Annotated in this window: 20 protein-coding genes; 13 read left to right on the forward strand and 7 right to left on the reverse strand. The window is 72.9% G+C overall.

The window, feature by feature from the left end; genetic code table 11:
• On the reverse strand, positions 1-174 hold the full coding sequence (locus DWV08_RS16685; protein WP_162801471.1) for a hypothetical protein: 174 nt from the start codon (positions 172-174) through the stop codon (positions 1-3).
• Positions 175-611: 437 nt separating this feature from the next.
• Between DWV08_RS16685 and groES the strand changes: the two genes are divergently transcribed.
• From groES to DWV08_RS01600, 5 genes are all read left to right on the forward strand, one after another.
• Positions 612-908 carry a co-chaperone GroES gene (gene groES, locus DWV08_RS01580; protein ID WP_115412193.1) on the forward strand — a complete coding sequence of 99 codons (297 nt, stop codon included), beginning with the start codon at positions 612-614 and terminating at the stop codon, positions 906-908.
• A gap of 3 nt (positions 909-911) precedes the next feature.
• Entirely contained in the window at positions 912-2,498 is a 1,587-nt protein-coding gene (gene groL, locus DWV08_RS01585) for a chaperonin GroEL (RefSeq protein WP_115412194.1), read from the forward strand.
• 242 nt (positions 2,499-2,740) lie between these two features.
• Entirely contained in the window at positions 2,741-3,442 is a 702-nt protein-coding gene (locus DWV08_RS01590) for a hypothetical protein (RefSeq protein WP_241237282.1), read from the forward strand.
• Positions 3,439-4,491: a pseudouridine synthase gene (locus tag DWV08_RS01595; protein WP_244923654.1), complete on the forward strand. Its 1,053-nt coding sequence runs from the start codon at positions 3,439-3,441 to the stop codon at positions 4,489-4,491. The genes DWV08_RS01590 and DWV08_RS01595 overlap by 4 nt, the downstream gene beginning before the upstream one ends.
• Positions 4,488-5,267 carry a hypothetical protein gene (locus DWV08_RS01600; protein ID WP_115412197.1) on the forward strand — a complete coding sequence of 260 codons (780 nt, stop codon included), beginning with the start codon at positions 4,488-4,490 and terminating at the stop codon, positions 5,265-5,267. The genes DWV08_RS01595 and DWV08_RS01600 overlap by 4 nt, the downstream gene beginning before the upstream one ends.
• Before the next feature lie 103 nt (positions 5,268-5,370).
• Here the strand turns inward: DWV08_RS01600 and DWV08_RS01605 are convergent, their stop codons facing one another.
• Positions 5,371-7,032 carry an inorganic phosphate transporter gene (locus DWV08_RS01605; protein ID WP_162801472.1) on the reverse strand — a complete coding sequence of 554 codons (1,662 nt, stop codon included), beginning with the start codon at positions 7,030-7,032 and terminating at the stop codon, positions 5,371-5,373.
• A 318-nt stretch (positions 7,033-7,350) separates the two neighbouring features.
• Between DWV08_RS01605 and guaB the strand changes: the two genes are divergently transcribed.
• Positions 7,351-8,850, forward strand: a complete 1,500-nt coding sequence (gene guaB, locus DWV08_RS01610) for an IMP dehydrogenase (protein WP_115412198.1) — start codon at positions 7,351-7,353, stop codon at positions 8,848-8,850.
• 66 nt (positions 8,851-8,916) lie between these two features.
• Here the strand turns inward: guaB and DWV08_RS01615 are convergent, their stop codons facing one another.
• Entirely contained in the window at positions 8,917-9,351 is a 435-nt protein-coding gene (locus DWV08_RS01615) for a VOC family protein (RefSeq protein WP_115412199.1), read from the reverse strand.
• A 120-nt stretch (positions 9,352-9,471) separates the two neighbouring features.
• Here DWV08_RS01615 and DWV08_RS01620 point away from each other — a divergent pair, with 120 nt between their 5' ends.
• From DWV08_RS01620 to DWV08_RS01635, 4 genes are all read left to right on the forward strand, one after another.
• Entirely contained in the window at positions 9,472-10,182 is a 711-nt protein-coding gene (locus DWV08_RS01620; protein ID WP_115412200.1) for an exonuclease domain-containing protein, read from the forward strand.
• Positions 10,183-10,263: 81 nt separating this feature from the next.
• A complete protein-coding gene (locus DWV08_RS01625) occupies positions 10,264-11,373 on the forward strand; it encodes a GuaB3 family IMP dehydrogenase-related protein (RefSeq protein ID WP_115412201.1) in 1,110 nt (369 codons plus the stop codon).
• Positions 11,374-11,402: 29 nt separating this feature from the next.
• Positions 11,403-12,389 (forward strand): hypothetical protein, encoded by a 987-nt coding sequence (locus tag DWV08_RS01630; RefSeq protein ID WP_115412202.1) that lies wholly within the window; start codon positions 11,403-11,405, stop codon positions 12,387-12,389.
• Positions 12,386-12,904, forward strand: coding sequence for a hypothetical protein (locus DWV08_RS01635; protein ID WP_115412203.1), 519 nt, complete (start codon positions 12,386-12,388; stop codon positions 12,902-12,904). The genes DWV08_RS01630 and DWV08_RS01635 overlap by 4 nt, the downstream gene beginning before the upstream one ends.
• Before the next feature lie 126 nt (positions 12,905-13,030).
• Here DWV08_RS01635 and DWV08_RS01640 read toward each other — a convergent pair whose 3' ends face one another.
• Genes DWV08_RS01640 through pta form a run of 3 tightly spaced genes read right to left on the reverse strand, consistent with a single transcriptional unit; the run spans position 13,031 to position 16,982 of the window.
• On the reverse strand, positions 13,031-13,585 hold the full coding sequence (locus DWV08_RS01640; RefSeq protein WP_127097490.1) for a hypothetical protein: 555 nt from the start codon (positions 13,583-13,585) through the stop codon (positions 13,031-13,033).
• Positions 13,586-13,636: 51 nt separating this feature from the next.
• Positions 13,637-14,857 (reverse strand): acetate/propionate family kinase, encoded by a 1,221-nt coding sequence (locus tag DWV08_RS01645; protein ID WP_115412205.1) that lies wholly within the window; start codon positions 14,855-14,857, stop codon positions 13,637-13,639.
• Positions 14,858-14,885: 28 nt separating this feature from the next.
• The gene (pta, locus tag DWV08_RS01650; protein ID WP_162801473.1) at positions 14,886-16,982 is read right to left on the reverse strand and encodes a phosphate acetyltransferase; all 2,097 of its coding nucleotides are present in this window, start codon (positions 16,980-16,982) and stop codon (positions 14,886-14,888) included.
• Positions 16,983-17,071: 89 nt separating this feature from the next.
• Here pta and DWV08_RS01655 point away from each other — a divergent pair, with 89 nt between their 5' ends.
• From DWV08_RS01655 to guaA, 3 genes are all read left to right on the forward strand, one after another.
• Positions 17,072-17,986 (forward strand): SURF1 family protein, encoded by a 915-nt coding sequence (locus tag DWV08_RS01655; RefSeq protein ID WP_115412206.1) that lies wholly within the window; start codon positions 17,072-17,074, stop codon positions 17,984-17,986.
• 3 nt (positions 17,987-17,989) lie between these two features.
• On the forward strand, positions 17,990-18,394 hold the full coding sequence (locus tag DWV08_RS01660) for a DUF3817 domain-containing protein (protein WP_115412207.1): 405 nt from the start codon (positions 17,990-17,992) through the stop codon (positions 18,392-18,394).
• A 135-nt stretch (positions 18,395-18,529) separates the two neighbouring features.
• The gene (guaA, locus tag DWV08_RS01665) at positions 18,530-20,119 is read left to right on the forward strand and encodes a glutamine-hydrolyzing GMP synthase (protein WP_115412208.1); all 1,590 of its coding nucleotides are present in this window, start codon (positions 18,530-18,532) and stop codon (positions 20,117-20,119) included.
• Positions 20,120-20,656: 537 nt separating this feature from the next.
• Here the strand turns inward: guaA and DWV08_RS01670 are convergent.
• The gene (locus DWV08_RS01670; RefSeq protein WP_115412209.1) at positions 20,657-21,754 is read right to left on the reverse strand and encodes a GNAT family N-acetyltransferase; all 1,098 of its coding nucleotides are present in this window, start codon (positions 21,752-21,754) and stop codon (positions 20,657-20,659) included.
• Between the last annotated feature and the right edge of the window lie 35 nt (positions 21,755-21,789).

A 21,789-nucleotide genomic window follows, 5' to 3' on the forward strand; every position in this document is an offset into this window, starting at 1 on the left:
TCAGCGCCCCAGGCCGATGGAGCTGATGCCCTGGCTGGAGCGGGCCTTGACGACGGCGGCGTAGTTCGCGCCGAGGCGGTGGTCCGACACCAGGTCGCCGCGCTCGACGTCCTGGCCCTGCATGCGCTCGGACATGCGGCCCAGGGCGGAGCTGAGGGAGCGGAGGAAGGTCATGGTCTGGGTCCCCTTCGGTTCGGAGCGGTGGTGCCTCCCGGGCCCTGGATCGCAGGTGCTCCGGTCGGCGTGATACCTCAGTGATATCGCGCTCCACGAGGAGGTGTCACGACCTTTCCGAGCGCAAGTTATCGGGTTCACAAAAAGCACGTGACCTGGTGCTCCGGAGGGTGATCGGCGGCACTGTCGGGGGTCTCCCGCGCGGCTCGTATGCCGCCCTGCGCGACGGGGCGGCGAGGCCTCCGGGCGCCGGATTGGCACTCGCCTTGCATGAGTGCCAGCCGACGTCCTAGAGTTGCCGCGTTGGCAGTCGACGGCCGAGAGTGCCAGAGGCTGCCGCGAGGGATCACCGCCGGTCGGCACCGCGACGACGATCGGCACCGGATCCCGTCCACGAACTCACACAGAGTCAATCTCTTCATGAAGGAGTGAGCCGCATGTCGGTCTCCATCAAGCCCCTCGAGGATCGCGTCGTCGTCAAGCCGCTCGAGGCCGAGCAGACCACCGCCTCCGGCCTGGTCATCCCGGACACCGCGAAGGAGAAGCCCCAGGAGGGCGAGGTCGTCGCCGTGGGCGCCGGTCGCTTCGACGACAAGGGCGAGCGCATCCCCATGGACGTCAAGGTCGGCGACAAGGTCGTCTTCTCCAAGTACGGCGGCACCGAGCTGAAGTACGGCGCGGACGAGTTCCTCGTGCTCGGTTCCCGCGACATCCTCGCGATCATCGAGGCCTGATCCATGGCCAAGGAGATCCTGTACAACGAGGACGCGCGCCGCGCTCTCGAGCGCGGAGTCGACCGACTCGCCAATACCGTCAAGGTCACGCTGGGCCCCAAGGGCCGCAACGTGGTGCTCGACAAGAAGTGGGGCGCCCCCACGATCACCAACGACGGCGTGACCATCGCCCGTGAGATCGAGCTCGAGGATCCGTACGAGAACCTCGGCGCGCAGCTCACCAAGGAGGTCGCGACCAAGACCAACGACGTGGCCGGCGACGGCACCACCACCGCCACCGTCCTCGCCCAGGCCATCGTCCACGAGGGCCTGCGCAACGTCGCCTCCGGCGCGGCGCCGGCCGCGCTCAAGCGCGGCATCGAGAAGGCCGTGGACGCGCTCTCCGAGAAGCTCGGCGAGATCGCGATCCCGGTGGACGGCAAGGAGCAGATCGCCTCCGTCGCCTCCGTCTCGAGCCAGGACCGCGAGATCGGCGAGCTGCTCGCCGAGGCGTTCGACAAGGTCGGCAAGGACGGCGTCATCACGGTGGAGGAGTCGTCCACCACCGCGATGGAGCTGGACTTCACCGAGGGCATGCAGTTCGACAAGGGCTACATCTCCCCGCACTTCGTCACCGACGCGGACCGCCAGGAGACCGTCCTCGAGGACGCGCAGGTGCTGCTGCACCAGGGCAAGATCTCGGCCGTGGCCGACATCCTGCCGCTGCTGGAGAAGGTGGTGGAGGGCGGCAAGCCGCTGTTCATCATCGCCGAGGACGTCGACGGCGAGGCCCTGTCCACGCTGGTCGTCAACAAGCTCCGCGGCACCTTCAAGGGCGCGGCCGTCAAGGCACCCGCCTTCGGCGACCGCCGCAAGGCCATGCTCCAGGACATCGCGGTGCTCACCGGCGCCCAGGTGGTCACCTCGGATCTCGGCCTCGACCTCAAGACCGTCGGCCCCGAGGTGCTCGGCCACGCCGGTCGCGTGGTGGTCACCAAGGACTCCACCACCATCGTGGGCGGCGCCGGCGACGACCAGGCCGTCGCCGACCGCGTCGCGCAGATCCGCGCCGAGATCGAGAACACCGACTCCGACTGGGATCGCGAGAAGCTCCAGGAGCGCCTCGCGAAGCTGGCCGGCGGCGTCTCCGTGATCAAGGTCGGGGCTCACACCGAGGTGGAGCTCAAGGAGAAGAAGATGCGCATCGAGGACGCGGTCTCCGCGACCCGCGCTGCCATCGAGGAGGGCATCGTGGCCGGTGGCGGCAGCGCCATCGTCCAGGCGTCCTCCGTGCTCGAGGGCGGGCTCTCGCTCTCCGAGGACGAGGCCGTGGGCGTGCGCGCCGTGGCCCGCGCCGTCGTCGAGCCGCTGCGCTGGATCGCCGAGAACGCCGGTCTCGAGGGCTACGTCGTGGTCGAGAAGGTCAAGGAGGCCCCCACGGGCACCGGCCTGAACGCCGCGACCGGCGAGTACATCGACCTCGTCGGCGCCGGCATCATCGACCCGGTCAAGGTCACCCGTTCCGCGCTGCGGAACGCGGCCTCGATCGCGGGCATGGTGCTCACCACCGAGACCCTCGTCATCGAGAAGAAGGATTCCGAGGACGAGTGAGGTCATGAGCGGCGATCCGACGTGACGTCGGGTCGGCTCGCGCCACGAGGGCGGGCGGACCGGGGAGACCCGGGCCGCCCGCCCTCGTCGTCGCTGTCGCCGTGCCACTGAGGAGGCAGGGTGTCGCCGCTGGTCGGGCCGCCCTCCCGAGCGGTCCGGTCTGCGGCGAGTCGTCCCGGAGAGGTCGCCGGGAGTCCTAAGATGGGCTCGGTCACATCAGGTCGACGGGCGGAGGAGCAGTGGTGATCAGCATCCCGGACACCGCGTCCTCCGGTCAGGACGACTCCCTCCCCACCCGCACCTTCGGCCCTCCCGCGCCCGTGGTGATCGGCACCCTGGTGGTGGGTGTCGTGTTCGTGGTGATCCTCGAGTTCCTCGTGATCATCAGCTTCGTGGGCCAGAGGCTGTGGCGCGATCCGGCGCTGCTGCACGACCCGCTGTTCACGCTGCCGCTGCTGATCTGGGTGCTGATCGCCGTCGCCGTCACGGTGACCTGCCTGCGCGTGCTCACCTCCTGGCTGCACATCGACGGCGAGCGCTTCGTGCTGCGCAGCCTCTTCCGCCGCCCCCGCGGCGCGCGCTGGGACGAGGTGGGCACGGTCATCGCCGTGCGGGACATCGCACGCGGCGCCACCCCCGCCGAGGCGCTGGACGCTCCGGAGACGGCCTATGACGGGGTGTACGTGATGGACACGGAGGGCCGTCGGCTGCTGGCCGTCTCCAGCCGCTTCTTCGGCCCGCGCGCCCAGCAGATGATGCTGCGCCGGGCGCGGGAGGCGGGCGTGCGGATCGAGCACATCGACGCGATCACCCCGGCCGAGCTGCGCCGCCAGGCGCCGCAGGCGATGAGCTTCGTGGACCGTCACCCGAACCCCCTGATCGTGGCGCTGCTGCTGTTCTACGTGGGGCACAACGTGCTCACCTTCATCGTGTGGGGGCTGTGAGCCCGGGGCCCGACGGCCCCGGGGCGGACGGCGCGCACACGCCGCCGAGCGCTCGCGACGAGGGCCCCGCCGCGCCCCGACCCGGTCGGGCCGCGCGCCGCCGCGCTCGTCGGCGGCCGCCGCCGCTGCCGCAGCGGGAGGGGCTGGATCCCGTGCGCTGGCTGGTGCCGCGCGAGCACGAGGCGCCGCGCCCCGCCCTCGAGGCCCTGCGCGCGCGGTTCCCGGCGCTGGTCGATCCCGCCGCCACCCCGCTCCCGCGGCGCTTCGCCGACGGGGAGATCGTGGACCCCCTGGGCAGGCCCTGGCGCGCCGAGGACGCGGTGGGCGCCGGCGACGAGCTGTGGTTCCACCGGGAGCTGCGGGAGGAGACGGTGCCGCCGGTGCCGCTCACGATCCTGCACCGCGATGCCCACCTGCTGGTGCTCGACAAGCCCCACGACATGGCGACGATGCCCCGCGGCGCGCACGTGCTCGCCAGCGCCCTGGTGCGGCTGCGGCGCGCCACCGGGATCACCGACCTGGTGCCCCTGCACCGCCTGGACCGCCGCACCGCCGGGGTGCTCGCCTTCGGGATCCGCCCCGCGGAGCGCGCCGCCTATCAGCAGCTGTTCGCCCGCCGCGAGGTGCACAAGCAGTACGAGGCCCGTGTGCGCCCCGGCCCGTCCTCGCCGCTGCCGCGCACGCCGGGGGAGCGCCTGCTGCTGCAGGACCGGCTGGAGCGCCCCCGCGGCGCGCTCACGGTGCGCGCCGTGGCCGGGCCGCCGAACGCCCAGACCCTGCTCGAGGTGGTCGCCGCCGAGGTGGACGGCACCCTCCGCCTCCGGCTCCACCCCCGCACCGGCCGCACCCATCAGCTGCGGGCCCAGCTCTCCGCCCGGGACGCCCCGATCCTGGGGGAGGACCTCTACCCGCAGCCCGGCCCCGAGCCCCCGCTGCCGCTGCAGCTGCTGGCGCGCCGCCTCGCCTTCGAGGACCCGGTCACGGGGGAGGCGCGGGCGTTCCTCAGCGCGCAGGAGCTCGCGGCCGGCCCTCGTACGCTGGACCCGTGACCGCCCCCCGCGCCGACGACAGCGCCCACCGAGCGCCCGCACCCCGCCGTACCCGGGAGGGCGCCGTGGTGGTGGGCCCCACGATCTGGGCCCGCTACCGCCCCGGACTGCTGTACGGCCTGCCGCTGCTCTCCGTGCTGCTGAGCCCCTTCGGCGGCATCGCGATCCAGACCTGGCGCTCCGCCCGCCTGCACGCCGGCCACGACGGCCTGGTCGAGCAGCTCCTCGCCGCCACCGGGGTGCAGCTGCTGCTGGGTGCCGTCGGGCTGTGGATCCTGTGCGGACTGTGGGCGGTGGTGCCGCTGGTGCTCACGCACCGCGCGGTGCTCTTCGACGAGCGCACGGGCACCCTGACCCTGCGCCGCGGCCTGCGCGCAGCGGACCGCGCCGACCTCGCCCAGGTGCGCTACGCCACCGGCGATGCGGAGCGCGGGGGCCTGGGACTGATCGGTCTCACCTCCGAGCCCGGGGCCGCGGAGAGCGCGGAGCGGCAGTGGGTGGTGCCCGAGACGGGCTGGGACGACGCAGGCTTCGACGGGCTGCGTGTGCTCCAGGCGGCGGCCGGGCTGCGCCCCGCCCCGCCGCGTTCCGCGCTGGTGGCCGAGGCGCGCCGGGCCCGACGCGAACGCGGGAACCGGGAGCTGGCCGCGCGGCTGGGCATGCCGTGGCGGGCGGAGTACGCGCACGACGAGGCCGCGTTCCAGGCGGAGTTCGACCGCGTGCGCCGGGTGCTCGGCGGGCGCGCGCCGCGGCGGGACGGCGACCCCGCGCCCTGACCCGAGCCCTGAGCGACCCGCGTGGGGTCGCGATGCCGGGCGGCGGTGCGGGCAGGCCGTGCGAGCCGGTGCGGGTGGCTCAGAGCAGACCTGCGCGGGCAGCTCAGAAGAGCGCGCGCAGCACCAGCACCACCACGGCGCCGATCCCCGCGGCGGCGGGCAGGGTGATGATCCAGGCCAGGAAGATCGGCCGCATCAGCCGCCAGTTCGCCGCCCGGTTGACGATGCCCACGCCGAGCACGGCCCCGATGAGGATGTGCGTGGAGGAGACGGGCAGCCCCAGCACCGAGGCGAGCAGCACGATCGCGGCGGCCGCGAGCTCGGCGGCGAAGCCGGAGGAGGGGTGCATCGAGGTGAGCCCGGTGCCGACGGTGTGGATCACCTTCCGGCCCACGAACCACAGGCCGGAGACCAGGGCGATGCCGAAGGCGACCAGCACGGCGGTGGGGACGGCGGCCTCCTCGGAGACCACGCCGGTGCGCAGCACGTCCAGCACCGCGGCGAAGGGACCCACCGCGTTGGCGATGTCGTTGGCGCCGTGGCTGAAGGCGAAGGCGCAGGCGGTGAACACCTGCATCCAGCTGAACATGAGGAAGGTGGCGCGGGAGATCGACTGCTTCTTCAGGGCCCGTGCGAACACCGTGGTGGCCATCCACACGGCGAGGGCCAGCATCGTCAGCAGCAGCACCCCGCCGCCGAGGGAGAAGGTGATCCCGGTGTTTCCCAGGCCCTTGAACACCAGCATCGCGGCCAGCAGCACCGAGGCCAGCGCCGCCAGCGGCGGGACCCGCTTCTCCAGCGCGTGGTACGCCGCCTTGCGCTCCACCTTGCGGGCGGCCTTGCGCTCCTTCTTGCTCAGGTGCGCGGCCTGCTCGGCGAGCTCCGCGCCCGGGGTGCCGGGGGTGAGGTCCAGGGCGGCGGACTCCGCGAAGGCGGACTGCTGCAGCTCGGTGACGCGCTCGTAGCCGGCCACGTGGCGGTTCTGCTCGTCGGGATCCTCCGCGTCCTCGGCGTCGTCGTCGTCCTCGTCGTCCTCGTCGTCCTCGGCGTCGTCGAAGCCGCGGGAGCCCAGCGCGATCGCGCGTGCGGCCGGTGCCAGGATGTGCTGCTTGATCAGCCGGAACACGAGGTACGCGGTGATCCCGCCCAGCAGCGGGGAGAGGATCCAGGAGATCGCGATCTTCCCGATCTCGCCCCAGTGGACCATCTCGAACCCGCCGGACCCGGTGGCGAAGCCGGTCGTCACCGCGGCGCCCACGATGCCGCCGATGATCGCGTGCGTGGTGGAGACCGGCCAGCCCATCCGGGTGGCCAGCAGCAGCCACACCGCCGCGCCCAGCAGCGCCGCCATCATGATGTAGGCGAAGGACATCGCGTCCACCGCCACCCCGTCGAGGTCCACGATCCCCTTGCGCACCGTCTCGGTGACGGAGCCGCCGGCGAGGACCGCGCCGGAGACCTCGAACACCGCGGCCACCACCAGCGCCTGCTTCATGGTGAGCGTCCCCGCGCCCACGCTGGTGCCGAACGAGTTCGCGACATCGTTGCCGCCGATGTTGAAGGCCATGAACAGGCCGAAGGCGATCGCCAGCAGCATCAGCGCGATGCTGGTGTCGGTGCCGGTGTGGGAGAAGGCCCAGATCGTGAACGTGACGGCCATCACGACCGTCATCAGTCCGGCGCCGAGGTGCCAGGAGCGGTCGGGGCCGTGCAGGCCAGCGCGGATCGGGGCGGCGGGGGTGGTCTGGGTGCGCGAACCAGGCATCGTCGTGTTCCCGGGTGGTGAGGAGGGTGGGGACCGTGGCGGCGCGACGACCGCCGGCTCCCCGACAGGGCCGCCGCCACTCTAGGCCGTCAAGGGTCCGATCGGTGAACGTCGGGCGAACATCGCACGGCATCACATCGGAGCGGCGCGGGGCGCCGCGGCACGGCCCACCGCCCCGACCTCGTCGCCCTCCTGCCGCGGTCGCTCCGCGTGATCCCGCCCACGCTGTGCATCTGCGCTGGTCAGGAGGGGGAGGGGAGGGTGTCCGCTGTGGCGGCCCCGACAGCATGGCGAGGCCCTCCCCGGTACCATCGGGCCATGACGAGCGCGGATCCCTTCGGTTTCATCGGACTGACCTACGACGACGTGCTGCTGCTGCCGGGGGAGACGGACGTGATCCCCTCCGACGCGGACACCACCAGCCGCCTCACCCGGGAGATCTCCCTGAAGATCCCCCTGGCGAGCGCCGCGATGGACACCGTGACGGAGTCGCGGATGGCGATCGCGATGGCCCGCCACGGCGGCATCGGCATCCTTCACCGCAACCTCTCCATCGAGGACCAGGCCCACCAGGTGGACCTGGTCAAGCGCACCCAGACCGGCCGCATCACCAACCCGGTCACCATCGGCCCCGAGGCGACCCTCGAGGACTTCGACGCCCTGTGCGGGCAGTTCCGCGTCTCCGGCCTGCCGGTGGTCGATGCGCAGCAGCGCCTGATCGGCATCTGCACCAACCGCGACCTGCGCTTCATCCCGGTGGCGGAGTGGAGCGGCACCAAGGTCGCCGAGGTGATGACCACCGAGCTGTTCACGGCCCCGGAGGACGTCACCCCCGAGGAGGCCACCGCCCTGCTGCGCAGGAACAAGCGCGAGCGGCTCCCGCTGATCGACGCCGAGGGCCGGCTCACCGGCCTCATCACCGTCAAGGACTTCGTGAAGTCCGAGCAGTTCCCGGACGCCTCCAAGGACGGCCAGGGCCGCCTGCTGGTGGGCGCCGGGGTGGGCTTCTTCGGCGACTCCCTGGAGCGCGCCGGCGCGCTGCGCGACGCCGGCGTGGACGTGCTGGTGGTGGACACCGCGAACGGTCACGCCCGCCTCGCCCTCGAGATGATCCGCACCATCAAGACCGATCCCGCCTTCCGCGACGTCCAGGTGATCGGCGGCAACGTCGCCACCCGGGCGGGTGCCCAGGCGCTGGTCGACGCAGGCGCCGACGCGGTCAAGGTGGGCGTGGGCCCGGGCTCCATCTGCACCACCCGTGTGGTCGCGGGCGTGGGGGTCCCGCAGGTCACCGCGATCCACGAGGCCTCGAAGGCCTGCGGCCCCGCCGGGGTGCCGCTGATCGGCGACGGCGGCCTGCAGTACTCCGGCGACATCGCCAAGGCGCTGGTCGCCGGCGCGGACACCGTGATGGTGGGCTCGCTCCTGGCCGGCACCGAGGAGTCGCCGGGCGAGGTGGTGCTGGTGGGCGGCAAGCAGTACAAGGCCTACCGCGGCATGGGCTCGCTCGGGGCGATGTCCTCGCGCGGCAAGAAGTCGTTCTCCAAGGACCGCTACTTCCAGGCGGACGTGCCCAGCGACGACAAGATCGTGCCCGAGGGCATCGAGGGCCGCGTCTCCTACAAGGGCCAGCTCGGCTCCGTGGTGCACCAGCTCACCGGTGGTCTGCACCAGTCGATGTTCTACGTCGGCGCCAACGACGTCTCCGAGCTGAAGGAGAAGGGGCAGTTCGTGCGCATCACCGCGGCCGGTCTCAAGGAGTCCCACCCGCATGACATGGCCGCGATCATGGAGGCGCCGAACTACTCCTCGCACTGAGCCTTCGGGGCGGGACCTCGCCGTCCGGGCCGGTGCCCGGCGGCGGGGTCCCGTCGCGGTGTGCGGTCAGGGCTCGACGGTCACTGCCTGCTCGGCGGGCTCGGTGCCGTGCTCGTAGCCGATCAGCCACAGCACCCCGTAGCGGTCGCGCAGCTGGCCGTCGGAGGCGCCCCAGGGGCGCCGCTGGAGCTCGTCCACCACTTCGCCGCCCTCGGCGAGGGCCGCGAACCAGGTGCGCAGGGTGGTGGGCTCGGCGGTGCCCAGCAGCGCCACCATCAGGCCGCGGGCCGAGAACGGCTCGTCGTGCTCGCCGGCGTCGGCCACGAACAGGTCCACCGCACCGCGCACCATGCCGTGGGCGATCGCGGAGGCGGGGCCGTCGGTGCGTTCGAACTCCGCGAACGTGGCCCGCGAGGTCTCCCCGCCGAACACCCCCTGATAGAACTCGAGCGCCTCGGCGGCGGTGCCGGGCAGGTGCAGGTACAGGGCGGGTGCGGGCATCAGGTCTCCTCGGGCGCGGGACGGAACGCGTGCCCCGTGATCATTCCTCCCCACAGCGCTCGCGTCCACAGCGTCCGTCCCGCGGGGCGGGAGGTGGGGGAGGGGCCCTAGTCTGGGGGCATGAGCATTCCCACCTGGACCGACGCCCCGCTGCTCGGCTTCGACACCGAGACCACCGGCACGAACGTGGAGAAGGATCGGATCGTCACGGTCGCGCTCGTCCACTCCGTCGGCCCGGGCAGGGAGCACGAGACGGTCGCGACCTGGCTGATCGATCCGGGGGTGGAGATCCCCGAGCCCGCCCAGCGCGTGCACGGCATCTCCACCGAGCACGCCCGCGAGCACGGCATGCAGCCCGCGGCCGCGCTCGAGGAGGTCGCGACGATGATCGTCGAGGCGCTCGGGAAGGACGTGCCCCTGGTCGCCTTCAACATCGGCTTCGACCTCGCGATCCTCGAGAACGAGCTGACCCGTCTGGGCCTGCCCACCCTCGTCCAGCGGCTCGGCCACGACATCGCCCCCGTGATCGACGGCCTCGTAATCGATCGCGGCGTGGACCGCTACCGCAAGGGCAAGCGCACCCTCACCGACGTGCTCGCCCACTACGGCCTCGAGCAGGACGGCCGGCTCCACACCGCCGACGTCGACGTCTCCGCGACCCTCGACGTGGTCCGCGCGATCGCCGCGAAGTACCCCCAGGTCGCCTCCTCCAGCCTCGAGGAGCTCCACCGCGAGCAGGTGGGCTGGCACCGACGCTGGGCCGAGGGCATGAACGAGTGGCTGACGAAGAAGGGCAAGACCCCGGACGTGAACACCGCCTGGCCGCTGTGACCTGCGCCCGGGCGGTCCCGCCGCGCCACGGGGTGGGCACGGACCGGCAGGGCGGGACCCGACGGTAGACTCGCGGGCGTGATGAGCGAGATCGAGATCGGCCGCAACAAGCGGGGACGGCGCAGCTACAGCCTGGACGACGTGGCGGTGGTCCCCTCCCGCCGCACCCGGGACCCGGAGGACGTCTCCACCGCCTGGCAGGTGGACGCCTACCACTTCGACATCCCGATCTTCGCCGCCCCGATGGACTCCCTGATGTCGCCGGAGACGGCGATCGAGCTGGGCCGGCTCGGCGGCCTCGGCGTGCTGGACCTCGAGGGGCTGTGGACCCGCTACGAGGACCCGTCCGCACAGTTCGCCCGCATCGCCGACGCCTCGGACGACGAGGTGGTCGCCGTGATGCGCGAGATCTACGACGAGCCGGTCAAGGCCGAGCTGATCCGTGACCGGATCCAGCAGCTGCGCGACGCCGGCGTGACCGCGGCCGGCGCCCTCTCCCCGCAGCGCACCCAGGAGCACTGGCGCACCGTGGTGGATGCGGGCGTGGACCTCTTCTTCATCCGCGGCACCACCGTCTCCGCCGAGCACGTCTCCAGCGGCCGCGAGCCGCTGAACCTCAAGAGGTTCATCTACGAGCTGGACGTGCCGGTGATCGTGGGCGGCTGCGCCACCTACACCGCCGCCCTGCACCTGATGCGCACCGGCGCCGCGGGCGTGCTGGTGGGCTTCGGCGGCGGCGCCTCCCAGACCACCGAGGAGACGCTGGGCATCTCGGTGCCGCTGGCCAGCGCGGTGGCCGACGTCGCCGCCGCGCGCCGCGACTACATGGACGAATCCGGTGGCCGCTACGTGCACGTCATCGCCGACGGCGGCCTGGGCCGCTCCGGGGACCTGGTCAAGGCGATCGCCTGCGGCGCCGACGGACTCATGGTCGGCGCCGCGCTCGCCCGCGCCGAGGAGGCGCCGGGCCGTGGCCACCACTGGGGCAGCGAGGCGCACCACCCCACCCTCACCCGCGGTCACCGGGTGAGCGTGGGCACCGCCGCGCCGCTCGAGCAGATCCTCTTCGGCCCCTCCCGGGCGGCCGACGGCACCACCAACCTCGTGGGCGCGCTGCGGCACGCCATGGCCACCACCGGCTACCTGGACCTCAAGGAGTTCCAGCGGATCGAGGTCGTGACCACCGCCTGAGCGGTCGCGTCGCGGGGACGGTCGCAGGGATGAGCGCACACGGCACGGCTCGACGCGCCGCGGGGCTGTCCCCGGTCGGGGTGCTGCTGTGCGGGATCGCGGCCGCCGCCGCGTGCATGCTGCTGCTGTACGCGCCGTGGTACCCGACGTATGCGCCGGGCCAGGTGCTGGAGCACGCGCTGTACGGTCTGCTCGCGGACCATCTGCCGTACGCGCTGTTCGCGCTGCTGCTGGGAAGGTTTCCGCTCACGGTCGCCGTGGTGCTGCTCCTGGTCCTGGTGCTGCTGCCGGTGGGCCTGGCCACGAACCTGCGGGAGGATCATCGGCCCCGCCGCGGCACGCCGTCGGACAGTGCCGACCCGGTGCTCGTGCGCTCCCTCGCCCACCTGCGCGCCCGCGCCGAGGAGGAGGGCATCCCCTGGAGCCCGGGCTTCGAGACCGAGGGCGGGGCGCGCGGAGTGCTGGAGATCCTCCACGCGATCGAGACGCAGCCCGCAGAGGGTCGGCGCCCCGTGTCGGGCGGCGCGCAGGCGTCGGCCGCCTCGCCGGAGTCGGCGCCGGCCGGTGAGCCGGCAGCCGCACAGCACGGATCCCCGGCGCCGGGACCCTCCCTGGCGGAGTCCTCCCCGGAGCCGTGCCCCGTCCCCTCCGACCCCATCCCCTCGGAGTCCTTCCCGGCGAAGTCCTCGCCGGCGGAGTCCTCTCAGACGGTGGCCGCGAGCGGACGGTCCGACCTCACGACGGCCGCGCCCCCGCACCGCCGCACGGCCGAGGACATCGGTGAGGCGGGCGACGCCCGCTCGTTCTCGCGGGCCTCGTGGAGTCCGGGCTCCAGCGGGTCCGTGTACACCTCGACCTCGGTGTACACCTCCTCGCGGCTCACCGGGGAGGACCCCGCCGATGCCCGCCACGGCGACGAGCGGGACGGCGAGGAGCGGGACGGCGAGGACCCGAGGGGCGACGGCGGGATCGGCGACGTCGGGCGCGGGGCCCAGGACGGCGAGGAGGGGCGATGAGCCGCGCCGACACCGCCCGGACGCGGAGGATCTCCGCGCGGTTCCTGCTGGTCATCGCGCTCGTCGCGGTGGTGCTCGCGCTGCTCGTGATGCGACCCTTCTCGCACTGGGTGTACGAGCCGCGGATGATCCCGTACCTGGTGCCGTGGCTGCTCGATCCCCGCACCGGTTTCCTCTCCCTGACCCTCGTGCTCTGGGCCCTGGTCGCCGTCCCGTACCTGCTGCGGGCGATGGCCGCGCGCGGGATCGCCCGCCGCTCGCTGCGCGAGGCCCGCTCCGCCCTGTCATCGCCCACCCGCCGCGGTACCTCTGCCGCGGAGGACGGTGTCGAGGGCGCCCAGGACCAGGTGTCGATCCCGGCCGTGTCGCTGGAGGAGATGGGGCCCGTGCACCGGGTCGAGATGGCCGAGGCGCTGGGCATCCCCTGGGACGACTCACTGGTGCTGGACGACGGCGCATGGGCGCGCGCCTGCCGCGACGCCGCCCGGGAGCGTGCCGCCGCCCGCCGTCGCTGAGGCGGGACGACCCTGTCGCTGAGGCGGACGATGCTGTCCCTGCGGCCCCCGACGCCGCCGCCGGAACGGCACGACCCCGCCGCGCGAGGCGCGGCGGGGTCGTGCTCGTGGGTCTCGTGCCCGGGGTCAGGAGCGCACGCGCGCGATGATCCCCCAGATCAGCAGGGCGATCGCGACCAGGCCCAGCAGGACGGGGATCGCGATGCCGATCGCGCCTCCCACCAGGGTCCCGAGGAAGCCGACGTCGGAGACGGCCACGTCCTCGGCGCCCTCGCAGGTCACCGTCACCTCCTGCGCGGTGGAGACCTGGAAGGTGCCGACGTCGGAGTACTCCGTGCCGTCGACGGCGGTCGGCAGCTGTCCCGCGTCCGCGGTGTCCCAGGTCACGGTGCCGCCGTCCACGGTGCAGGTGGCCGAGCCGGCGTCCGCCGTCGGCACATACACGTAGTACAGGGACGTCTCCGTGGCGTCGACCGTGCCCGAGGAGCCGCCCAGCGACACCGGAGTGGCCGTCAGCACCGCGAAGATGGCGACGGCGAACGCGGCGACGAACGGCATCACGATCAGGCCGATCCCGTTGGCGACGATGCCCAGGACGCCGAAGATGATCCTCTTCATGCCGCGCTTCTTCCGCGGCGGCGGCTGCTGGGCGTACGTGCCGTAGGGCGCCGGGTATGTCATCTGTTCCCCCTGAGTGCGGTGACTGTCACGCTCAGGATAGGGCCTGGGAGCTCAGCCCAGGTCGCGGGCCACCGCTGCGGCCTGCTGCGCGATCGAGAGCTCCTCGTCGGTGGGGACGATGAGCACGGTCACGGCGGAGCCCGGGGTGGAGATCACCCGGATCCCCTTCTCGCGGCGCGCGTTCGCCTCGCGGTCCAGCTCCAGGCCGAACCCCTCCAGGCCCGTGAGCAGCCGCTCGCGCACCATCGGCACGTTCTCCCCGATGCCGGCGGTGAAGGCGACCACGTCCAGACCGCCCAGGGTGAAGGCGTAGGAGCCGAGGTACTTGCGCAGCCGGTGCACGTAGACGTCCATCGCGAGCGTGGCGGAGGCATCGCCCGCCTCGACCGCCGCGGTGATGTCGCGGAAGTCGCTCTTCCCGCACAGGCCGATCATGCCCGAGCGGCGGTTGAGGATCGAGTCGATCTCCTCGGGGCTGAGCCCGGCCTGCCGGTGCAGGTGGATGTAGATCGAGGGGTCGATGTCCCCGGTGCGGGTGCCCATCACCAGGCCCTCGAGCGGGGTGAGCCCCATCGACGTCTCCACCGCGCGCCCGCCGCGCACCGCGGAGGCGGAGGCGCCGTTGCCCAGGTGCAGCACCACCTGCCGCAGATCCGAGACGTCGCGGCCCTGCGCGGCCAGGTGCGAGGACACGGCCTCGGAGACGAAGCGGTGGCTGGTGCCGTGCGCCCCGTAGCGGCGCACCCGGTAGCGCTCGGCGAAGTCCCGGTCCAGGGCATAGGTCGCCGCGGCCTCCGGCAGATCGGTGAAGAAGGCGGTGTCGAACACGGCCACGTGCGGCACGTGGGGCAGCAGCGCCTGGGCCCCGTCGATGCCGTGCACCGCCGCGTAGTTGTGCAGCGGGGCCAGCTTGCCCAGGTCGTTGATGTCCCAGCGCACCTGCTCGTCCACCAGCACGGGGGCGGAGTAGCGTGCGCCGCCCTGCACCACGCGGTGGCCCACGGCGCGGATCCGCTCGTCGGTCAGCGACAGGCCCACGTCCTCGAAGAGCTGCTCGACGACCGCCATCGCCTCCTGGTGGTCCGGGACCGGTCCCTCGAAGGTCGCCGAGCGCTCGCCCGCGGTGATCGTCGCGGTGCCGCTGTCCTGCCCCACGCGCTCCACGATCCCGACCGCGTCGACGGTGCCTTCGGCGGGGGCGAGCAGCTGGAACTTCAGCGAGGACGAGCCGGAGTTGATGACGAGGACGCGCGGATCGGTGGGATCGGCCATGGGGGAGCTCCTGAGAACGGGGGAGGGGTCAGACGGCGACGGAGGGCGACTGCGCCTGCGCCTGGATCGCGGTGATGACCACGGTGTTGATGATGTCGTCCACCAGGGCGCCGCGCGAGAGGTCGTTGACCGGCTTGTTCAGGCCCTGCAGGACGGGGCCGATCGCGATCGCCCCGGCGGAGCGCTGCACGGCCTTGTAGGTGTTGTTGCCGGTGTTGAGATCCGGGAAGACGAACACCGTCGCCCGGCCCGCCACCGAGGAGTCCGGCAGCTTCGTCTTCGCGACCGAGGCATCCACGGCCGCGTCGTACTGGATCGGCCCTTCCACGTCGAGCTCCGGGGCGCCGGCGCGCACCAGCTCGGTGGCCTCGCGCACCTTGTCGACGTCCGCGCCGCTGCCGGAGGTGCCGGTGGAGTAGGAGAGCATCGCGATCCGCGGTGCGATCCCGAACTGCTGCGCGGTCGCGGCGGACTGCGCGGCGATGTCCGCGAGCTGCTCGGCCGTGGGATCGGGGTTCACGGCGCAGTCGCCGTACACCAGCACCCGGTCCTCGAGCGCCATGAGGAACACCGAGGAGACGATCTTCGCGCCGGGGCGCGTCTTGATGATCTCGAAGGAGGGGCGGATGGTGTGGGCGGTGGAGTGGACCGCCCCGGAGACCATCCCGTCGGCCTCGCCCATCTGCACCATCATGGTGCCGAAGTAGGAGACGTCCTGCACGGTCTCCCGCGCCTGCTCGAGGGTGACGCCCTTCTTCGCCCGCAGCCGGGCGTACTCGGCGGCGAAGCGCTCCACCCGCTCCTCGTCGTGCGGGGAGACCACGCGCGCCTCGGAGATGTCGTGGCCGAGCTGGGCGGCGCGGGCACGCACCGTGCTCTCCTCGCCCAGCAGGACCAGATCGGCGACGCCGCGGGCGAGGATCGCCTCCGCGGCGGCGAGGATGCGCGGCTCCTCGCCCTCGGGCAGCACGATGGTCTTCTTCTCCCCGCGGGCCCGGGCCAGCAGCTCGAACTCGAACATCATGGGGGTGACCACCTCGGCACGGGTCATCTCCAGCGCCGCCAGCAGCTCCGGGATCGGGAGGTGCTCGGCCACGGCGCGCCGGGCCGCGTCCATCTTCTGGGGGCTGGCCACCTCCAGGCGTCCCCGCGACTTCGCCACCCGCAGCGCCGTGTCGAAGGTGGACAGCTCCGTGGTGAGGATCGGCAGGTCCTGCCGCACGCCGGAGATCAGGCGCCCCACCTCCGCCGGCACGTCGTAGCCGCCGGTGAGCAGGATCGAGGACAGCGCGGGGAAGGTGCCGGACTGCTGCGCCATGACCAGGCCGGGCAGCAGGTCGTAGCGGTCGCCGGGCGCGATCACCGTGCAGTTCTCGGTGAGCCGACTGAGCACGTTGGGCAGGCTCATCGCCGCGATGACGGTGCCCACGGCCACGCGGTCCAGCCACTCGGGGTTGCCGTGCAGCAGCGTGCCGCCCACCGCGTCCTTCAGGCCCTGCACGGTGGGCGCGAGGATCACGGGGTTCTCGGGGATCGCGGCCACCAGGGGGCCGCGCACCTTCTGGGAGACGGCGGCGCGGACCGCGTCGAGGCTGTCGGCGTCGGCACGGTTGACCACCAGTGCGATCGGCAGGGCGTGGTGGCCGCCGAACTCGCCGACGGAGACGGCCGCCAGCGCGGCGATCTGGTCCGGGCTGCGGTCCAGGCCGGAGAGCACCACCACCACCGGCGCGCCGATGTTCGCGGCCACCTCGGCGTTGAAGGCCAGCTCGGTGGGGTTGGCGAGGTCGTCGTAGTCCGAGCCGAGCACCACCAGCACCGAGTAGCGCTCGGCGAGGTCGCGGTGGCGGGCGAGGATCCGTTCGTGCGCGGCCTCGGGGTCGGAGAGCACCAGCTGGTGGTCCACGCCGATCGCGTCCTCGTACTCCTGATCCACGGCGGGATGGCTGGTGAGGAGGTTGACGGCGTAGTCGCGGGTGCGGGCGGACTTCACGACGGGGCGATACACCCCGACGCGCTCCGACCGGGAGGCGAGGGCTTCGAGGAGACCGAACGCCACCATCGACTTTCCGGTCATGCCCTCCGGGCTGGCGATGTACACACTCTGGGTCACATCGCCCAGCATAGGTGCGCCGGGACGGGGTGAGGGGGACGTCCGTCACCGCCGCGGCCGCTTCGCGGTGCTGTCCCAGGTGCGGCTCGTAGCATGGCGGCATGCTCCGCGTCGCCCTCCGCCCCCGCTTCCTGGGCCTGCTCGCCCTGATGGTGGCGGCCACCCTGGTGTGCGGACTGCTGGCGAGCTGGCAGTGGGATCGCGCGCACCGTGCGATGACCGACCGGGCCGCGGAGCCCGTCCACCTCGGGGACATCCGCGACGTGGTGGGCGTGGGCGATGCGGTGACCAACGAGATCGTGGGGGAGACCGTCTCCGCGACCGGAAGCTACGTGCCCGGCGAGCAGGTGCTGGTCACCGACAGGAACATCGACGGCACCCCGGCCGTGCTGGTGGTCTCCGCCCTCCTGGTCGAGCTCGAGGACGGCACCCGGGCCCGGCTGCCCGTGGCCCGCGGCTGGCTCCCCGAGGCGGAGGTGACCGGCGCCGACGGCGCGCTCGATCCGTCCCTCGCCCCCGCCCCGCCGGACGGGGAGGTGGAGATCACCGGCCGGCTCGAGGCCAGCGAGGCCGCCGCCGAGGGCGTCCACGATCACCTCGTGAGCATGATCGCCACGCCGCTGCTGGTCAACGAGTGGGGTTCGCCCATGTTCGCCGGCTACGTCTCCCTCGACGACCCCGGCGGCGGCCTGCAGCCCCTTCCCGCGGCGGAGTCCGAGTTCTCGCGCAACCTCGACTGGCAGAACATCGGTTACTCCCTGCAGTGGGTGCTGTTCGGCGGCTTCTTCCTCTACCTGTGGTGGCGCTCCGTGCGCGCCACCCATCTCGACGAGGTCGCCGCGCGCCGCGAGGCGATGGAGGAGGCGCTCGCCGAGGCTCCTTCGTCCTCGTCCTCGTCCTCGTCCTCGTCCGCGCCCGACGCACCGGCCCCGGCCGGTGTCGCCGCCCGGCCCGCCCCGTCCGCCGCCGCGGCGGCCCCCACCGACTCCGACCCCCTCCCCGACAAGGACGTGTGACCCGTGCCCGCACCCCGCCCCCTCGACGACGTCGCCTGCAGGACCTCCTTCGCCCGCTTCCGCGTGGCCTCCATCGTGGAGGGCATCGCGCTGCTGGTGCTGGTGGGGATCATGACGATGCGCTACCTCGTGTTCGGCGGCGACGCCTGGTTCACCTCCACCTCCCACTTCTGGGAGCAGGTCTCCTCGGTGTGGTCCCCGATCCACGGGCTGATCTACATGGTGTACGTGGTCCTCGGCTTCGACCTGTGGATGAAGATGCGCTGGGGCCTGCCGCGGATGCTGCTGCTGATGTTCTTCGGCGTGGTGCCGGTGCTGTCCTTCTTCGGCGAGCGCTGGACCCACCAGAAGGTCGAGTCCGACCTCGCGCTGCGCCCCACCCTCGAGGACGAGGCCCGCGGGGCCTGACCCCGTCGCGCCGCACGGCGGGCGCCCGCCCCGGAGGGTGGCGGATGCCGGCGCGCGGCAAGGGTGACGAGGATCGTGCGCGCCCCGCGCGGATCGCGGCGCCGCACCCCGAGGCACCCACGTAGACTCCCCGGTGTGAACGACACCGACCAGCGCCCCGTCCTCGTCGTCGACTTCGGCGCCCAGTACGCACAGCTCATCGCCCGCCGCGTGCGGGAGGCCCGGGTCTACTCCGAGGTGGTCCCGCACTCCATGCCGGCCGCGGAGATCCTCGCCAGGCGGCCTCGAGCGCTCATCCTCTCCGGCGGGCCCAGCTCCGTCTACGCCGAGGGCGCCCCGCGCCTGGACCCCGCCCTGCTCGAGGCGGGCGTGCCCGTGCTCGGCCTCTGCTACGGCTTCCAGTCCATGGCCGCGGCGCTGGACGGCACCGTCGCCCCCACCGGCGTGCGGGAGTACGGCGCCACCCGCCTAGAGAGCCTCGACGACTCCTCGGCCCTGCTCGCCGCGCAGGATCTGGCGCAGAACGTGTGGATGAGCCACGGGGACTCCGTCACCGCCGCCCCGAGCGGCTTCTCCGTGGTGGCGACCTCCGCCGGCAGCCCCGTCGCCGCTTTCGAGAACACCGAGAAGTGCCTGTTCGGCGTGCAGTGGCACCCGGAGGTGGGCCACTCGGATCGCGGCCAGGAGGTGCTGGAGAACTTCCTGTACCGCGGTGCGGGCATCGAGCCCACCTGGACCACCGGCAACGTCATCGAGGAGCAGGTGGAGCGGATCCGCGCCCAGGTGGGCGAGGGCACCGCGATCTGCGGCCTCTCCGGCGGCGTGGACTCCGCCGTGGCCGCCGCCCTTGTGCAGCGCGCCATCGGAGATCGGCTCACCTGCGTGTACGTCAATCACGGCCTCATGCGCCAGGACGAGTCCGCGCAGATCGAGAAGGCCTTCGGGGAGTCCACCGGCGGCGCGAAGCTGGTGATGGTCGATGCCGAGCAGCAGTTCCTCACCGCGCTCGCCGGGGTCACCGATCCCGAGCAGAAGCGCAAGATCATCGGCCACGAGTTCATCCGCACCTTCGAGCAGGCGCAGGCCGACATCCTGCGCGAGCAGGGCGTCGTGGAGGGCGACCACGCCGAGGCGACAGCGTTCCTGGTGCAGGGCACCCTGTACCCGGACGTCGTCGAGTCCGGCGGCGGCGAGGGCGCGGCGAACATCAAGAGCCACCACAACGTGGGCGGACTGCCGGAGGATCTCTCCTTCGAGCTGGTCGAGCCGCTGCGGGCCCTGTTCAAGGACGAGGTCCGCGCCGTCGGCTCCCAGCTGGGCCTGCCCGACGAGATCGTGTGGCGCCAGCCCTTCCCGGGCCCCGGCCTGGGCATCCGCATCATCGGCGAGGTCACCAAGGAGCGCCTGGACCTCCTCCGCGCCGCGGACGCGATCGCGCGCGAGGAGCTCACCGCCGCGGGCCTGGACCGCACCATCTGGCAGTGCCCCGTGGTGCTGCTGGCGGACGTGCGCTCCGTGGGCGTGCAGGGCGACGGCCGCACCTACGGCCACCCTGTGGTGCTGCGCCCCGTGACCAGCGACGACGCGATGACCGCGGACTGGGCCAAGGTGCCCTACGACGTGCTCTCACGCATCTCCACCCGGATCACCAACGAGGTCAGCGAGATCAACCGCGTCACGCTCGACATCACCTCCAAGCCCCCGGGGACGATCGAGTGGGAGTGACCGCCCGCTGAGCGGTCCCTCTCGCGCAGACGGCGCGGCGGACGGCGGACGACCTCACCGGTCCTCCCCGTCCGCCGCGCCGCGTTCGTGCCCGCCCGCGGCGGGCACGACCTCACGGACGAGCGGCGGGCTGCGCCGGCTGGTGGGGCGAGGACGCACTGCTGGTCGCCGACGCGTGCTCACGCGGCGCCCGGGGCTGCACCCCGTGCCGAATGGCGTTGCCCGTGTCGATCGCCCTCGCGAGCTCCATGACGCCGCGCCCGATGCTCCTGAACATGCTGCTGCACCTCTCCTCCGGCCCGGGTCCGCTCCCGGGCGACGGCAGAACGGCCCGGCCCCGACTCCGCTGCCGGGGCCACCGCTGACCTGATCTGATGCGGCCATTCTGGGATGCGGACGAGGTCTTGCGCAAGGTGACGAATCACCCTCTCACCTGGCAGTTCTCCGGTCATCGGGGTGTCGGACAATCCGGTGGCCGGGAGTGCGGCCGCGGGCGGCCCCAGCAGGGCGGGCGGGGCCGCACCCGGTGCCGGAGGCTCAGCCCTCCGGCGGCGGCTCGAGCAGCCGCGAGGGGTGCATCGCCGCCGAGGAGCACCAGGTCTCGGTGCGCTCGAACGTCTCCCAGCCCATCGCCGCGTAGAGTCCGTCGGCGCCGGTGGGGGAGTCGGCGTCGACCTCGAGGTCCACGTGGGCGCGGCCGCGCTCGGCGGCGTCGGCGATCGCGGTGCGCAGCAGGGCCTTCGCGATCCCGTGCCCGCGGGCGCTGCGGTGCACGCCCAAGTACTCCAGGTACGTGCCCTCGCCCAGGGAGGCCGTGGCGACGGTGGGCACGGCCACCAGGCCGCCAGCGGGGAGCCAGCGGTCGCCGCGCAGGATCTCCGCGACCCACCACTGGTCCCAGCCCGCCTCCTCGGGGCGCTCGATGAGGCGCTGGGCGAACTCGGCGAAGGATTCGCGGTAGGAGCCCCAGTGATCCGCGAAGGACTCCTCGAGCATCCGGTGCACGGTGCGCACGTCCTGGGACACGGGGAGCCCGGACTCGTGCCGGTGCACCGGGCGCACCCGGGTCCCCTCGCGCGGGGCGGGCAGGGAGCGGGCCTCCTCGGGCGCGACCGGGCGGCGCATGTGCAGCCAGGTGCGCACCTTCTCGTAGCCGGAGGCCGCCAGCAGGCGCGCGCGGTCGGTGTCGCGGTCCTCGATGTCGATGTCCAGCTGTGTGACCTCCACCCCGCGTGCGCGGGCGAAGGAGCCGCCCACCTCCACGGCCCAGTCCAGCAGCGCCGCGGCGAGGGCGTCGCGCTCGGGGAGGTCGGGGGCGAGCACGAACTGCACGTTGGTGCGGCCGGTGGCGCGGTCCTCGAGAGCGATCCAGCCCACCGGCGCCCGGTCCCGGCCGGCGCTGCCGTCGGCCTCGGCGGGCACCACCACCACCTGGCGCCGCGCCCAGGACTTCAGCCCCACCATGCGGGAGCGCAGCGTCTCCTCGTCGGTCACCGCATCGGGCGTGTGCTGCCGCGCCTCGGCGCCGAGCAGGGCGGCGATCGCGGGGACGTCCCCCTCGATCGGCACCCGGGTGGTCAAGCGCCCTTCCAGGGCGTCGGGCATCCGCGGCGGCACATGATCGGTGAGCAGCATGGCCCCATCTTTCCACGAGCGCCCTGCGCCGCTCC

It is taken from the genome of Brachybacterium saurashtrense (assembly GCF_003355475.1).
GTDB classification, from domain to species: Bacteria; Actinomycetota; Actinomycetes; order Actinomycetales; family Dermabacteraceae; genus Brachybacterium; species Brachybacterium saurashtrense.

Bases quoted from the DNA above. Each gene is read 5' to 3' on its own strand.
- DWV08_RS16685 (WP_162801471.1), bottom strand. From the start codon at position 174: ATGACCTTCCTCCGCTCCCTCAGCTCCGCCCTGGGCCGCATGTCCGAG.
- groES (WP_115412193.1), top strand. From the start codon at position 612: ATGTCGGTCTCCATCAAGCCCCTCGAGGATCGCGTCGTCGTCAAGCCG.
- groL (WP_115412194.1), top strand. From the start codon at position 912: ATGGCCAAGGAGATCCTGTACAACGAGGACGCGCGCCGCGCTCTCGAG.
- DWV08_RS01605 (WP_162801472.1), bottom strand. From the start codon at position 7,032: ATGCCTGGTTCGCGCACCCAGACCACCCCCGCCGCCCCGATCCGCGCT.
- guaB (WP_115412198.1), top strand. From the start codon at position 7,351: ATGACGAGCGCGGATCCCTTCGGTTTCATCGGACTGACCTACGACGAC.
- DWV08_RS01615 (WP_115412199.1), bottom strand. From the start codon at position 9,351: ATGCCCGCACCCGCCCTGTACCTGCACCTGCCCGGCACCGCCGCCGAG.
- DWV08_RS01620 (WP_115412200.1), top strand. From the start codon at position 9,472: ATGAGCATTCCCACCTGGACCGACGCCCCGCTGCTCGGCTTCGACACC.
- DWV08_RS01625 (WP_115412201.1), top strand. From the start codon at position 10,264: ATGAGCGAGATCGAGATCGGCCGCAACAAGCGGGGACGGCGCAGCTAC.
- DWV08_RS01630 (WP_115412202.1), top strand. From the start codon at position 11,403: ATGAGCGCACACGGCACGGCTCGACGCGCCGCGGGGCTGTCCCCGGTC.
- DWV08_RS01635 (WP_115412203.1), top strand. From the start codon at position 12,386: ATGAGCCGCGCCGACACCGCCCGGACGCGGAGGATCTCCGCGCGGTTC.
- DWV08_RS01640 (WP_127097490.1), bottom strand. From the start codon at position 13,585: ATGACATACCCGGCGCCCTACGGCACGTACGCCCAGCAGCCGCCGCCG.
- DWV08_RS01645 (WP_115412205.1), bottom strand. From the start codon at position 14,857: ATGGCCGATCCCACCGATCCGCGCGTCCTCGTCATCAACTCCGGCTCG.
- pta (WP_162801473.1), bottom strand. From the start codon at position 16,982: ATGCTGGGCGATGTGACCCAGAGTGTGTACATCGCCAGCCCGGAGGGC.
- DWV08_RS01655 (WP_115412206.1), top strand. From the start codon at position 17,072: ATGCTCCGCGTCGCCCTCCGCCCCCGCTTCCTGGGCCTGCTCGCCCTG.
- DWV08_RS01670 (WP_115412209.1), bottom strand. From the start codon at position 21,754: ATGCTGCTCACCGATCATGTGCCGCCGCGGATGCCCGACGCCCTGGAA.